Annotated in this window: 15 protein-coding genes and 1 pseudogene; 13 read left to right on the top strand and 3 right to left on the bottom strand. The window is 67.5% G+C overall.

The window, feature by feature from the left end; genetic code table 11:
• Nucleotides 1–33 precede the first annotated feature (33 nt).
• The 6 genes and pseudogenes from BLS56_RS23585 (at nucleotide 34) to BLS56_RS32470 (ending at nucleotide 6,784) form a co-directional block, all read left to right on the top strand.
• Nucleotides 34–1,857 (top strand): 1-deoxy-D-xylulose-5-phosphate synthase, encoded by a 1,824-nt coding sequence (locus tag BLS56_RS23585; protein ID WP_091454957.1) that lies wholly within the window; start codon nucleotides 34–36, stop codon nucleotides 1,855–1,857.
• Nucleotides 1,858–1,892: 35 nt separating this feature from the next.
• Nucleotides 1,893–2,105 (top strand): annotated as a pseudogene (locus BLS56_RS23580) (flavodoxin-dependent (E)-4-hydroxy-3-methylbut-2-enyl-diphosphate synthase); the annotation flags it as partial.
• A gap of 211 nt (nucleotides 2,106–2,316) precedes the next feature.
• A complete protein-coding gene (locus BLS56_RS23575) occupies nucleotides 2,317–3,600 on the top strand; it encodes a wax ester/triacylglycerol synthase domain-containing protein (protein ID WP_091454954.1) in 1,284 nt (427 codons plus the stop codon).
• 33 nt (nucleotides 3,601–3,633) lie between these two features.
• On the top strand, nucleotides 3,634–3,909 hold the full coding sequence (locus BLS56_RS23570; protein ID WP_091454953.1) for a hypothetical protein: 276 nt from the start codon (nucleotides 3,634–3,636) through the stop codon (nucleotides 3,907–3,909).
• Between the two features lie 74 nt (nucleotides 3,910–3,983).
• Nucleotides 3,984–5,483, top strand: coding sequence for an ABC1 kinase family protein (locus BLS56_RS23565; RefSeq protein ID WP_091454950.1), 1,500 nt, complete (start codon nucleotides 3,984–3,986; stop codon nucleotides 5,481–5,483).
• A gap of 791 nt (nucleotides 5,484–6,274) precedes the next feature.
• Entirely contained in the window at nucleotides 6,275–6,784 is a 510-nt protein-coding gene (locus tag BLS56_RS32470) for a transposase (RefSeq protein WP_228771865.1), read from the top strand.
• A gap of 69 nt (nucleotides 6,785–6,853) precedes the next feature.
• Here the strand turns inward: BLS56_RS32470 and BLS56_RS23555 are convergent, their stop codons facing one another.
• The gene (locus BLS56_RS23555; RefSeq protein ID WP_139190937.1) at nucleotides 6,854–7,312 is read right to left on the bottom strand and encodes a hypothetical protein; all 459 of its coding nucleotides are present in this window, start codon (nucleotides 7,310–7,312) and stop codon (nucleotides 6,854–6,856) included.
• Between the two features lie 264 nt (nucleotides 7,313–7,576).
• Between BLS56_RS23555 and BLS56_RS30880 the strand changes: the two genes are divergently transcribed.
• Together BLS56_RS30880 and BLS56_RS23550 are read left to right on the top strand one after the other, a co-directional pair.
• Nucleotides 7,577–8,203 (top strand): GIY-YIG nuclease family protein, encoded by a 627-nt coding sequence (locus BLS56_RS30880; protein ID WP_139190936.1) that lies wholly within the window; start codon nucleotides 7,577–7,579, stop codon nucleotides 8,201–8,203.
• Between the two features lie 122 nt (nucleotides 8,204–8,325).
• Nucleotides 8,326–8,520, top strand: coding sequence for a hypothetical protein (locus BLS56_RS23550; protein ID WP_228771864.1), 195 nt, complete (start codon nucleotides 8,326–8,328; stop codon nucleotides 8,518–8,520).
• Between the two features lie 43 nt (nucleotides 8,521–8,563).
• On the opposite strand, the gene BLS56_RS33110 is transcribed toward BLS56_RS23550, so the two are convergent.
• Both BLS56_RS33110 and BLS56_RS23540 read right to left on the bottom strand, forming a co-directional pair.
• Nucleotides 8,564–8,923, bottom strand: a complete 360-nt coding sequence (locus BLS56_RS33110) for a WhiB family transcriptional regulator (RefSeq protein ID WP_091454945.1) — start codon at nucleotides 8,921–8,923, stop codon at nucleotides 8,564–8,566.
• A gap of 20 nt (nucleotides 8,924–8,943) precedes the next feature.
• Nucleotides 8,944–9,297 carry a helix-turn-helix transcriptional regulator gene (locus BLS56_RS23540; RefSeq protein ID WP_175483000.1) on the bottom strand — a complete coding sequence of 118 codons (354 nt, stop codon included), beginning with the start codon at nucleotides 9,295–9,297 and terminating at the stop codon, nucleotides 8,944–8,946.
• Between the two features lie 552 nt (nucleotides 9,298–9,849).
• On the opposite strand from BLS56_RS23540, the gene BLS56_RS23535 reads away from it, so the two are divergent.
• From BLS56_RS23535 to BLS56_RS23515, 5 genes are read left to right on the top strand one after another with little or no spacing between them, the layout of a single operon-like run.
• The gene (locus BLS56_RS23535) at nucleotides 9,850–10,089 is read left to right on the top strand and encodes a hypothetical protein (protein ID WP_139190935.1); all 240 of its coding nucleotides are present in this window, start codon (nucleotides 9,850–9,852) and stop codon (nucleotides 10,087–10,089) included.
• Complete coding sequence (locus tag BLS56_RS23530) at nucleotides 10,086–10,283, top strand: hypothetical protein (protein WP_139190934.1); 198 nt, start codon at nucleotides 10,086–10,088, stop codon at nucleotides 10,281–10,283. Before BLS56_RS23535 ends, BLS56_RS23530 begins: the two co-directional genes overlap by 4 nt.
• Nucleotides 10,284–10,297: 14 nt before the next feature.
• Nucleotides 10,298–11,098 carry a hypothetical protein gene (locus BLS56_RS23525; protein ID WP_139190933.1) on the top strand — a complete coding sequence of 267 codons (801 nt, stop codon included), beginning with the start codon at nucleotides 10,298–10,300 and terminating at the stop codon, nucleotides 11,096–11,098.
• Nucleotides 11,095–11,859, top strand: a complete 765-nt coding sequence (locus BLS56_RS23520; protein WP_228771863.1) for an ATP-binding protein — start codon at nucleotides 11,095–11,097, stop codon at nucleotides 11,857–11,859. Before BLS56_RS23525 ends, BLS56_RS23520 begins: the two co-directional genes overlap by 4 nt.
• Complete coding sequence (locus BLS56_RS23515) at nucleotides 11,856–13,166, top strand: replicative DNA helicase (RefSeq protein WP_091454932.1); 1,311 nt, start codon at nucleotides 11,856–11,858, stop codon at nucleotides 13,164–13,166. The genes BLS56_RS23520 and BLS56_RS23515 overlap by 4 nt, the downstream gene beginning before the upstream one ends.
• Nucleotides 13,167–13,473: the final 307 nt, after the last annotated feature.

The following is a 13,473-nucleotide window of genomic DNA, read 5'->3' as shown; positions in this document are numbered from 1 at the left end:
GGTTGAGTTCGCCCTGCCGCGGAAGGTGAGTTCATGACTTGCCAAGTAGCTCGCTTTCCGCTGGTGGAGTCGATTTCCGAGCCCGCCGACCTGCTCGGTCTGCCCCGGGAGCGGCTGGGTGAGCTGGCCGAGCAGATCCGGGGGTTCCTGGTGGAGAACGTGAGCCGCACCGGGGGACATCTGGGGCCGAACCTTGGCGTGGTGGAGCTGTCCATCGCGCTGCACAGGGTGTTCGAGTCCCCTCGGGACGCCATCGTGTTCGACACCGGGCACCAGTCCTATGCGCACAAGGTCCTCACCGGGCGCTGGCGGGAGTTCGACTCACTGCGGCAGGAAGGAGGACTCTCCGGCTACCCGTGTCGAAACGAGTCCGAGCACGACATAGTGGAGAACTCGCACGCTTCGACTGCTCTGTCCTATGCGGACGGTCTGGCCAAGGCGTTCGAGCTGCGCGCCGCCTGTGACCGGCGTGTGGTGGCGGTGGTCGGGGACGGCGCCCTGACCGGAGGCATGGCCTGGGAGGCGCTGAACAACATCGCCGCCGCGTCCCACCGGCCGGTGGTGATCGTGCTCAACGACAACGGTCGCTCCTACGCCCCCACCGTGGGCGCCCTTGCCGAGCACCTCGCGACCTTGCGCACACCGCCGGACCCTCGGGCCGCCAGCGATCCGGTGCGCACCCTGTTCGAGACGCTGGGGCTGGCCTACCTGGGACCGATCGACGGCCACGACATCGACGCGCTCGAACAAGGGTTGCGTCGGGCCGCCGCCATGCGGTGCGCCGTGGTGGTGCACTGCGTCACCCGCAAGGGCAACGGTCATTCCCCGGCCGAACAGGACGAGGCCGACTGCCTGCACGCGGTCGGGCCCGCCACCGGCGCCAAGGCCAAGACCACGTCGTGGACCGAGGTGTTCGGCGCGGAACTGCTCGCCGCGGGCGCCGAGCGCGACGACCTTGTCTGCCTTACCGCGGCGATGCTGCGCCCCACCGGGCTGCACCCGTTCGCTCGCCGGTTCCCGCAGCGGGTGTTCGACGTCGGGCTGGCCGAACAGCACGCGGTGACCTCGGCGGCCGGGCTCGCCCTCGGCGGACTGCGACCGGTGGTGGCGATCTACTCGACGTTCCTCAACCGCGGCTTCGACCAGGTGCTGATGGACATCGCACTGCACCGACTGCCGGTCACCTTCGTCCTCGACCGGGCAGGTGTCACCGGCGCGGACGGGCCCAGCCACCACGGCATGTGGGACTCTTCGCTGCTGCCGCTGGTCCCCGGCCTGCGGTTGGCCGAGCCGCGGGACCCGCGCAGGCTGCGCGAGCTGCTGCGGGAATGCCTCTGCGTGGACGACGGCCCCACCGCCCTGCGCTACCCCAAGGGGGCGGGTGGTCCGGATCTGCCCGCCGTCGACCACCTCGACGGCGTCGACCTCCTACGCGCCGCCCCCGGGTCGGCCGTGCTCCTGATCGCCGCGGGCAGCCGGGCCCACGCCTGCGTGCGAGCCGCCGACACCCTCACAGCCCGCGGTATCCCGGTCACCGTGGCCGATCCCCGATGGACCGCGCCGCTGCCCCCGGCGCTGGCAGGGTTGGCCGCCCGGCACGCCCTGACCCTGACCGTGGAGGACAACGTCGTCACCGGAGGAATGGGCCAGCGCCTGGCGCACCTACTCGTCCAACGCGACCCCGTACCGCGCCTGCGGTGTCTGGCCCTGCCCGCCCGTTTCCTCCCACACGGCGACCGCGGCGACATTCTGCGCCGCCACGGCCTCGACGCCGCAGGGATCGTCGACACCGTCCTGCGTCACCTGCACCCCTCCCACTGCCACAAGCGTCACCGCACCCCGGCGAGGTCGACATGACTTCCGACGCCCACCCCACCCCCCAACTCATCGGCATGCCGACGCTGCCGCCGCCGGTGCTCGGTGAGCGCCGTAAGACGAGGCAGTTGCGGGTGGGGTCGGTGGGCGTGGGCAGTGAGCACCCGATCTCGGTGCAGTCGATGACGACGACGGTGACCGCGGACGTGAACGCGACGTTGCAGCAGATCGCGGAGTTGACCGCGGCGGGCTGCGACATCGTGCGGGTGGCGTGCCCGTCGCAGGACGATCCCGGCATCCTCCGCGGAAGCAGACCCCAACCCCCCAGCTGCGCAGCATCCTGTCTGAGCGCCCTACGACCGCATCGTAGTCACATTCGGAAGCCGGATGTATTCGAATCCATTGTGGGATTGAGTGAACTGATCACCATCGCCTGCGGCATATTCCTGTCGCTCGGATCGCAACCGCTTCCGCCACACCTTCCGCACGTACGGAGTGCTTATGTTACCCATGCTTAGAAAGGGTCGTCCAACCCGAGGAGAGGACACCTCAGCCTGCGGCGCTCCCCAGGGCTCGATCGATCGTGCTTTGCTGAATCTGGCCCACCGCACCAATGACAGTGGTATGCACCTGGGAGCCGTGCTGCTTTTCGACGGCGAGCCGCCGGATACCGATGCACTCGTCACCCACGTCACCGAGCGTCTCCCTCTGCTCCCCGAGTTGACCCTCCGGGCAGCAGGTTCCGCCCGCAAGCCCCGATGGGAACCTGACCCGGCGTTCGACATCGGCCACCACATCCACCAGGTTTCCCTTCCTCCGGGATCGGGCAGCTCGGCCGACAACGTGATCAACGCCATGGTCGGCCTGCCGCTCGACTCGCGGCGTCCCTTATGGGGGTTATGGCTGATCCGCACTGACCACGGATATGCCCTGTGCTATCGCGCTCATCACGGCTTCCAGGACGGCCAAGCGGCCACCCACACCCTGCGGACGCTTTTCGCTCCGTCGCCGCCCCGCTTCGCCCGCAGCCCCGCAAGGCCACCGGCGCTCCGATTGGGCCTGGCCGTGGTCAAGGACATGCTGCCTCTGCTGCGGCGCACCGCCCACTGGTCGGGCGTCGACCAACCGCCCAGCCTCCGGCGCGTGGCCGGCACCGCGGACGTTGATCTCGTCCGGCTCCAGGCCATCGCTCGCGCGACCGACTCGACCCTCAACCAGGTGTGCCTGACCCTGGTGACGTCCCTGCTCCGCGCCGGGTTCCCGGGTGACTGGCCAGACTCCGATCAGACGTCGCGGGCCACCATGGGCGTGGCCCTGGGCACCCGCGACACCCGCTACCCGCGCCTGGGGAATCGTCTAGGTGTCGCCCACATCACGCTACCGTGCGGGGAATCCTCCGCTCTGCGCCGTCTCGATCTGCTCCACGCGCAGGTCACACCCGAGTATCTGGCTCGGATCAGACAGCACCATGCCGTCCTGTTCCAACGTATGCCCTACTGGTGCGGCAAACTGGGCGTGCACGTGTCCGCACACCCTCGTTTCGTGCCGCTGCTGGTGGCCGAGATCCGCGGTCGAGCCGCGATGACATTCGCGGGAGTCACCGCCCACGCGGCCTACGCGCTGCCTGCCTTGCCGCCCCGCCAGCCGCTGTTCATCGCCTGGGTCGTCTACCGGAACCGTTTGCACACAACATTCCTCGCCGACGAAAAGCTCGCCGGTCGCGAACAATTCCCCAACCTGTGGCAGCAGGCAGTCGACGAACTGGAAGCGCAGATAGCGCCATAAGTACAAGACAGTGAGAACCAGGAGGAAGTCCAGATGACACGGAAAACGAGGCGTCGGACCGGAATCATCAAGGCCATAGACAATATTGTCGATGAGTTGAAAGAGCTGGCCGACGACATGCTCGACCGGGCTGGTGACGTCGAGCGCGATGTGCGTGACACCATCTGCCGTGCGGTCAAGTGCGAGGACGACGACCACGATGAGCGGACTCGTGACGACGAATTGGCCGAACTGCGGGCGGTGCTGGTCCGTCTGACTCAGAAGGTCGATGAGCTGTCAAGCCGCCAGGAGTCTCCGCAGGTTTCGTGAATCCGGACGGGTCGCGGTGAACCATCCAGTGGCGCCGCGGTAGCGCCGAGTCGGGCCCGAACACGAGGAGCGCGATGAGCCGAAGTCGACTGCGGGTGCTTACCGGCGCCGTAAGCCACCTGCTGGCGGCCGAGGCCAGACGGGCCGTGTCCCAGCGCGACAGCGGGGATGAGTCATCCACTCTTGGGCAGCAGCGGGCCCGGGAGTTCCGGCGCACCTTGGAACGCCTGGGCCCGTTCTACATCAAGGTCGGGCAGATGCTGTCCACCCGGCCGGACGTGGTCTCGCAGGACATGATCGATGAGTTGCGCAAACTGCACGACCGCGTCTCGGTTGCGCCCTTCGCACTGTTCGAGCCGGTGCTGGAGGCTGAACTAGGGCCGCGGTGGGAGCGCCGGTTCGCCGACGTGGACATCGAGCGCCCCCTCGGCGCGGCGTCACTGGCCCAGGTGTACGCCGTCACGCTCGCCGATGGCCGCCCCGCGGTGATCAAAGTCCAACGCCCGGACATCGGCACACTGGTGCGTAGCGATATGGCGCTACTGCGTCGACTCGTCAAGCTGGCCGGCAACAGGTCTCCACGGTTCACCGCGGTCGTGGACCTGCCTGCGATGCTGGACATCGTCTTCGACGCCATGCGGGCTGAGCTCGACTTCACCGTCGAAGCCCAGAACATGGCCACGGCACGTGCCGTCACCTCCGAGTTCAAGTATCTCCATATCCCCGACGTCCTCCAGGCCACACCCAGGGTCATGATCCAGAGCAGAGCACCTGGCTGCTCCATCCGGGACGCCGACCCCGCCACGTTCACCGACGATGAGCGCGTCGGTATCGGACGTGACCTTTTCGCCTACGCCTACCGCAGCTACTTCGTGGAGAAATTCTTCCATGCCGACTTGCATCCCGGGAACATCTTCGTCCACCCTGGCGAGAAGGCTTCGTTGATCGATTGGGGGATGGTGGGCCGGATCGACCGGCGGACCAGCATGGCGCTCATGCTCATGTTGATGAACCTGGCCATGAACGACGGCACCGGTATCGCCAGGGCATGGATCGAGTTCGGCCACGCGACCGCCTGGGCGGACATCCCGTCCTTCATCAACGACATGCAAGCATTGGCGCCGAAGGTCACCCACGCCTCACTGGCCGAGCTCGACTTCGGTGTCACGTTGACCAACTTGCTGAAATGCTCCACAAAGCGGGGAATCCGCACGAACCCGACGGTCGCTCTGCTCGGCAAGTCCGTCGCCAACCTGGAAGGGTCCATTCGCCATCTCACTCCAGAACTCGGTATCACCGAGACCTTCAAGGACGAAGTCGCCGGACTCATGGCAAAACTCGCCTGCGAGTTCACCTCCGAGCAACAGTTGGCGCGCGTCGCACTGGACACAGCGTTCCTCGGCGACAGTCTGGTCGAGCAGAGCCGGACCGTCCTCAAAGACGCCGCCAACCGCCAACTGACTGTGCAAATAGGACGACCGGCCGCAGGCGGAAAGGGCCGGGCACTCCACATCTCCGCACTCGCACTGGCAGCCTTCGCGGTGTGGCGCAGCCGTCACCACAACCCGCCCTGAACAACGGCACTTCCGGACAACGAACGGAGGCGGCGCGCGCCGCTCGCGTCGGGTTGGCAGCAGGCAACCGCGAACGGTGTGCCTGCCGATAGTTCCATCCGTGCAGGTTGAAGCTGTGCGTAGCGTGGGGGGCGAGGTGCTCGTGAGTGCGATTGCAGGTCCGTAGGGTCCTCGGTTGACGCGGCGTGATGACCGACTGTGCTGCTCCGGCGGGCCTGCCTGAGTGTGACCAAGGCGTTTGCGTTGCTGCGCCTGCTGCCCGTGAGCGGCCAGGACAAGGGCATGGAGATCGTGGTGCTGGGCCACCAGATCGTGATCCTGGAATGCCAACTTGGAGTCGCCCGCCCACGGTTCTTCCCCGCCGAGCGGGTCTTCCTCGCGGCACTGCTGCACCGTCTCCTGATGCAAGCGCTTGGTCGACTCCGACTGCTGGTGTGCGCGGAGACGGTGCTCCGGTGGCGCCGAGACCTCCTCGCCTACCGCCACGCAGCCAGGTCCTGCCCCAAGGGTCCCGGCCGATCACGGACCATCCGCTCGGTCCGCCTCCTGGTGCTGCGCCTGGCACGGGAGAATCCCGGCCTGGGGCTACCGCCGCGTCCACGGCGGACTCCTCGTACTCGGCATCAAGGTCGCCGTATCCACTGTCTGGCGGATCCTCCAGGACGCCGGGGTCGACCCGACACCCGAACGCACCACGACGACCTGGTCGGCCTTCCTCCGCTCCCCAGCCGACGCGCTCCTGGCCTGCGACTTCCTTGGAGACCACCACCCTGAGCGGTACCCGCTTATACGTGCTCGCGGTGATCGAGCACGCCGGCCGCCGGATCCACGTGCTCGGTGCCACCGCGTACCCGACCGCCTTTCTGGGTCACCCAAGCCGCCAGGAACCCTTGTCATGGACCCTTGAGGACGCGGGTAGTTCCGCGCGGTTGCTGATCCGCGACCGCGACGGCAAGCACCCCGCCCTGGTCGACGCCGTCCTCACCGACGCCGGCATCCAGATCGTCTTCAGCGGCGTCCGGATCCCGCGGATGAACTCGATCACGGAACGCTGGATCCGCAGCTGCCGACGCGAACTCCTCGACCGCACCCTCATCCGGAACCAAAAGCACCTACTCCACGCCCTACGCGAGTACGAGCACATCTACAACACCCACCGACCCCACCAAGGCATCACCAACGCCCGACCACCACGCGTTCTGCCGCAACCCACCACGAACCAAGCAGCGCCCACCCGCCTCGACACCCGCCAACAACGGCGGTTGAGCGGCATCCTCAACGAGTACCACCACGCCACCTGACCCGCACGGACAACATTCTCGGCAAGCACAGCGCTGCGACCAGCAGCGCGGCGACCGCGGCCAGTCGCCTCACTGAACGGGCTCCGTCGAGCTGTTCAGCCACTCCTGCTCCACTGTCACGAGACGTACCGTCCATACCGCGGGCTGGGTGCCGCCGGGCATGACCACCCGGGCAGTAACCTCTGCGATCCCGTCTCCGAGGTCGCGGAGGGTGCGCACATCGAAGGTCATCGCCTCGATCGCTGCAAGCCCGGACACCGCTGCGGCATCTAACGGCTGCTCCGGCGCGACCGCGACTGCCGCTCGGACCCGCTTCTCGTCGCCACTGGTCATGTCGTCCGCCAGACGGGAAGCCTCAGCTGACGTCAACTGCCCGGGACGATGCGATGCCGAGGATGGACCAGCCGCCGTCCGTGTGTCGTCCCTGGTCGTCAGAATGATCAGTGCGGCGGCCGCAGCAACCGCCACGACCACGGCCACGATCGGTATCACCACCCTGCCGGAGATCATGGTGCATTCGTCGCCCAAGTAGCTCGCACCGTTACCAAGCAAGGCCAAGCCTTCTCGAACAAGGCAGAGTGCGCGGTTCGGCAGAGGTGGCCAGTTCTCGACCCACCTTCAGTGACATGACCGACCGCCAGACGGTGTTGCAGGCTCGGCGACCAGCGGCGCACGACCCAACGCGCGCACATGCCGACGAGCGGAGGCTCGGCCGAGCCACCGACGGTCTCTCGCTTCGATGGTGGACGTACGTGATCATGCCTGTCGGGGTGGCCCGGATATAGTGCGCGCATGAGTTCCTCGTCTCTGCGGGTGAGTACCCGGCGTAGGGAAGTACCGGTTGCCGGTCCCGGGCCGGGAAGCCTATATGTAATCCAGTTCGACAACGATGTGATCAAAGTTGGCCGTACGGCTGATGCGCACGTTCGGCGGACAGAACATGCCAGGGACGCGGCACGGTTCGGCCTGTCCATTAAGAATATGTGGTCGGCGCCAGTAAAGAACGCGACCTGGGCAGAGGAACTCCTGGTTCGCAGGCTGAATTCGCTAGGTCGACGAACGGCAGGCCGTGAGTACTTCCGCTCCATCCCTTTCACCATTGCACGACACCTGGCGGAGGGGAGCGGGTTCAAGCACGAGTCCGTCCCCTGCTGCTGCGGCAAATGCGTCGGTCTCCTCCAGTTCACCCTGTCCGCTGTCGTTGTCACCCACGCGCTGTTCAACAACTCGGGATCTGATCCGCAGGCCCAGTTCCGCCTCGCCCACGGCGACCTGATCACAGGGACACTCAGCGATCCCGATTACGCCGAAACAGGACAGTATCCTTTGAAGCCTGGACAGCGGGTCGAGATCGAGTTCGAGCGCGGAAGCGTCCCCGACGACGACTGGCAGATCTGGGCGGTCACAGAGCAGGCATGACGGCGTAATCCGTACGCCCTCCAATATTCGCTCGTGCCGATGTTCGCGTGTACCCGTTTCGCCGGGCATGCCTCGTCTTCGGTTCAGCGCGCGCTGCGTGCGTCTGCGGCGGCGGACGCAGCGTGGGCGAACACGGCGGACAGAGCGGCGCGCACGGCGCCGGCGCGATGTTGGCTCGCTTTGAGGACAAGGTTGATCCGGAGCGCAAGCTGGACCCGCAGGAGCGCGAGCGCCGCGCAGCGTCGGTTCGGCGCGCGTACTTCCGCGCCCTGGCGATGCGCAGCGCTCGCGTTCGTGCGCGAGGTTCGGTGCGATGACCAAGCGGTCACCTTGATCGGGTCCGGTTGTCAGGTGTGGTGTTCACGCCGCCGAGCGGTTCCGTTCGCGCTGACGCCGGTTGTAGGCGTTGTGGGCCTCACGGCACAAGTCGCACCGGCATTTGTGTTTGGCGTAGCGCCTGTGTGTTCCGTGCGCCGGCCTGATTATCGGGGCCGGGTGCCCGAGTTCCTTGGCGAGCTGCTCGCGCTGGTTGAGGTCCAGCCCACCCCAGATCCCCCAGACCTCGCCGTGGTCCAGCGCTTCGGCTAGGCACATGTGCGCGACTGGGCACGCGGCGCACAGTTCCAAGCACTCGTCTAGGCGTTCGCCGGGGTCGAAGAAGTCGAGGTCGGTACGGCCGCGGCAGGCTGCCTGACGCAGCCAGTTCGGTAGACGCAGCATTGTGGTTCCCGCCCCGCGCGTCACACGCGAGCCCCGGTGCGGCGGCTCGGTGGCCGATAGTCCACAAAGGACCTTGTGTTGTGGACATCGGCGTCACGCACGGGAGCGCGGGGCGCGAGGACGGTGAGCCCGGACGCGATCTGAGGGATTTGGGGGGCGTCCAAAGTTGCGTCGAGCAGTAGTTCCTCCGGGCGGCGGTCGAGTACTTGGGCGAACCGCGTGAGCATTTCGGGGCTGATGCCGCGGTGGCCGTGCTCGATCGCGGACACGGTTCCCTTGTGGCAGCCCACTTGCCGGGCGAAGGCGGTCACGGACAGGCCCGCGCAGACGCGCAGGCGGCGCAGCAGGGCGCGGTTGAGTGTGGGTGTGGTCATGCCCCGAAAGTAGCCAAACATTTCGCGGTGTGCAGCAATGTTTGCCAGGGTTTGCGCAGGTCACCGGTGGGATTGGTGCCACTGCGGACTGTCGTCACCCCAGCTGCGGTCGACGGTGGTGACTCTGTGGTGAGTGGACGACTACAGCAAACGAGCGGTATACAAGCTGTGGGGGTCTACTTCTGTAGACAAGGGTTCTGCTGTATGCCAGTCGCCAATGACGTTGGCCGTCTTTCGCCTGCGTGTCCGCGGTCGCGCGGGCCGTGCCTGGGCAGGGGTGTGGTCGCGCGCTGATCCACGCGGCGACGTCCCGAGTTCTGTTCGTCAAGTCGAATCGCGGGGTCTGCATTAGGCCCACGCCGTTTTGTCGCGCACTCGAACCACCGCGCTCCCGCATGGCTATGTGTTCAGGAGTTGGTTCAGCGCGCCGAAAGCAGACCATTATCCAGGCCGGATGCCGTTTGTTTCGGCGTCCGCAGAGGGGGAGACATGGGGGGCGCTGTGCGTTCCTGTCCTGATGTGACTGTGGTTGCTGATCTCACTGACGAGGAGATGCGCTACTGGAACAGTGAAAACGAGGTGATCATGTCTCGTCTCGAGGACATCATCTCGGCCTGCGCCGCGGGGAGGGGCACACCGGCGCTGCTGGAGGAGTGGGCCGAGTTAACAGCCAGGTTGAAGGCGGTTGGCCTGCGGGTCGAGGTCGTTCACGCGCGACGCCAGCGGCACTTCCTGAGCCGCCAGGGCCAGGCAGCGGGCCGAGGTCGCGGAAGCGCGGGTGAGGTGTGGTGAGCCCGAAACGGACCGCGCGCTTGGCGACCAAGTGGGCGTTGACGGTGCCGACGATGATGACGGCCGGGAAGCGCCCCCGGGTGGACGAGCGCGCCCACCACGCCCTCGTCGCGGTGGCCATCTACGCCGACAACGACGGCCGCAACATTCTGTCGGCGTCGACACTCTCGCGCGCAACCTGCGGATCACCGTGAAGGAGTGCCGGGCGGTGCTGGCCAGGCTCGAGGCCGCCGGGCTGATCATCCCCGAGGCAGGGCGCATGGGGATGCCGGGTTGGCGGCTGTCGATGACGGACTTCGACGGCGAGTTCGATCCCCTGGAGGAACGCACCCGGCGCGACCGTGCTGCGCACGCCGCACGTAACCGCGCCTACCGGGAGCGCCAGCGCGAGTTGATCGCCCGCGGGCGCGCAATGGCGGCGGACGCCGTCCCCTGTGACGGCACGGAAGCGCGTCCCGAGTCGGTCGTTCGAGGCGCACGTGACGGGGGTGGACAGCATCACGAGGCGGTGGAAGACGCTGTCCGTGATGGTTCGACGACCATCATTTCCGCTGGTAGCGGCGTTGCACCTCCAGTTACCTCCACTACTTACCTCCATAACACCTACACCGCGCGCGCGGCCGGGCCGCCTGCGGCGCAGAGCGATGCCCTCTTCGAGGTCCCTGAGCGGGGCCGGACAAGGGTCGCCCATTCCGGCAGCCCGTACCCGGAGGAGTTCGAGGAGTTTTGGGCGATCTATCCCCGCAAGGTCGGCAAGAGCCGGGCGGCTGCGGCGTGGCACAAGGCTCGATCCGCGGGGGTGACCGCCGAGGTGATTCGCACCGGCGCCGCGCGCTACGCCGAGCTCGTGGCGGCGGAACGGCGCGAGCCGCGGTTCGTCAAGCAGGCCGAGGGCTGGTTGCGGGGCCGTCGCTGGGAGGACGAGATCCAGCTCTTGGTCGGAGCTGCTGCGCGCGGCCCGTACCGCGATCCCGATCCCGCCGAGTACACGAGCGTGTGGACCCGATGAGCGAGCAACCGATGACCTACGACCTGCCTGTGGTGCGCGTGGAGGACCTGCCCATGCCGGGCCCCGGCGACTTCGCCGCCGCCGGGGTCCCGAAGCAGCACCTGGAGTTCGCCGCCGAGGACTACGTCCGTCGCACTGCCGCCCGCGCCCGGGAGAACCGGGCAGCAGCCGCTGAGGCGTGCCGGAGCATCCCGCACCGATACCGGCGAGCCCTGCCCGAGCATCCCGAGGTCCGCCGGTGGGTGGTCGACGTCGTGGGCGCGAGCTTCGCCCCGCACGCCGGGCGGGGCGGCGACCTGGAGTATCACCGGTGGGTGGGGCCCTCGCTGCTGATCGGGGGCCGGGTCGGGGTCGGCAAGACCCACCTCGCCTACGGCGCGGTGCGTGCGCTGGCCGCCTCGGGGCTGCGGATGCCCGACTTCGCCGCCCTCAGCGCGCCTGACCTGCACGCGGCGGTCAGGCCACGCCCCGGCGTGGACACCGAGGGCGAGTTCCGGCGGTACGCCCAGGCGCGCGTGCTGCTGCTCGACGACCTCGGGGTGCGCAAGACCGGCACCGACTGGACCGAGGAGATCGACTATCGCCTGGTCAACGCCCGCTACGACGGGTACCTGCCGTCCGTCTTCACGACGAACCTGACCTTGGCCCAGCTCAAGGACACGATGTCCGACCGGGTCGTCTCGCGCCTGGTGGAGATGTGCCGGGTCGTCATCGTCGACGGCGAGGACCGCCGCTGGGCCGGACTGGGAGGCCGGTCGTGAGCAACCCGGACGACGCGGACCTGCTGACCCCGGTCGCGGAGGAGCGGTACCTGGGATCGCTGCTGTTCACCGCCTCCCGGACCGGGCTGCGCGACGAGGCGCTGAGCGCGCTGGCCCCGGAGGACTTCGCCGACCGGGGCATCGGCGCGCTGTGGTCGTTGGCCCGCCAACTGGCCGAGGAGCGCCGCAGGATCAGCGCACGAGCCCTGCGTGAAGCCGCCGCATCCAACGCCCGCGGCTTCGTTCCGGGCGTGCTCGATCGCAAGATCGCGCAACTGGAGGCTGTGCTCGAGGCTCCTCGTCACGTCGAGAGCGATGTGCGGACCGTGTGGGACTGCGCGCGCAGGCGCCGTCTGGTGGCGGTGTGCGACTCGATCCGCCAACGCGCGGTTGCCGGTGACCCTGGGGACGCGATCCGCCACGCCTACGACGCCCTGGCGGAGCTGGAGCAGGGTGAGACGAGCCGCCCGGTCCGCTTCGACGAGATGCTCGACGGGTTGTGGCACGCGATCGACAACCCGGAGGCCCGGCCCGTCTACCCCACACCGTGGGCGGAGCTGAACAGGAAGCTCAACGGCGGTCTTCGCGGAGGCCGCTACTACGTGGTGGGCGCACGGCCGGGCGACGGCAAGTCGATCATGTTGCACAACCTTGCCTTTCACCATGCTCAGCAGGGCGGCTCCGCACTGGTGTTCAGCGCCGAGATGGGCAACATCGAGGTCGCCGGGCGCATGGCCGCGTCGGGAGCTCGGGTGGAGCTCAATGAACTCGTGACGGGGGACTTGGCGCCTCACTCCCGCCGCACCCTCGTGGAGTGGAGTGAGCAGCACCAACAGATCCCGCTCGTCGTCGACGACCGCGAGCGGATCACGATGGGCTATATCCGCTCTCAGTGCCGGCGCCACAAGGCGGTGCACGGCCTCGACCTGGTGGCCATCGACTACCTGCAGTTGGTGAGCTCAATCGAGTCCCGCACGCCCCGGCACGAGCAGGTCGCGCGGATCTCCCGCGAGTGCAAGCTCCTCGCCCGGGAGCTCGACATCGTCGTTGTGGTGGCGAGCCAGCTGAACCGTGAGGTGGCCCGACGCGGGGGCTCCCGGCCCACGATGGCGGACCTGCGCGAGTCCGGCGGCATCGAGGCCGACGCCGACGCGGTGCTGCTGCTGGCCCGCGGCCAGGTCGACGACGGGGTAGGCACGACGATGCCCACCGACGAGCTGCACGTCTACCTCGACAAGAACCGCCAAGGGGCCACCGGCCAGTTCACGCTGCGCTGGGAGGCGTACCACGGTCGCCTCGGAAATTGAGGTTTGCTCAATGCAACCGGCGCACGACGTCAACCCAAGGAAGTGACGGGATTTCACATTCAGTAGCCGGCAACGGGCAACTGGCCGCAGACAGGAGTAGTCGGGCGTGCTCACCGTGAGAGAAGCCCGCCATTCGGGCGAATGTGGCCCGACCCACACCACTCGATCGAGTGAAGTCCGATTACCCGGGGGCGCGATTGATCGATCACGCCGCGCAGCAGGGTGAATGTGGAGATGCCGCCTTAACCTTTGCTGCTTCCGTGCTGCCGCAACAAGTTCGCCGTCCAGCGTAAGTCGACGTCGACAC

The sequence above is a fragment of the Actinokineospora iranica genome (assembly GCF_900101685.1).
Lineage (GTDB): Bacteria > Actinomycetota > Actinomycetes > Mycobacteriales > Pseudonocardiaceae > Actinokineospora > Actinokineospora iranica.
This window is presented reverse-complemented; position numbering and strand designations above follow the sequence as displayed.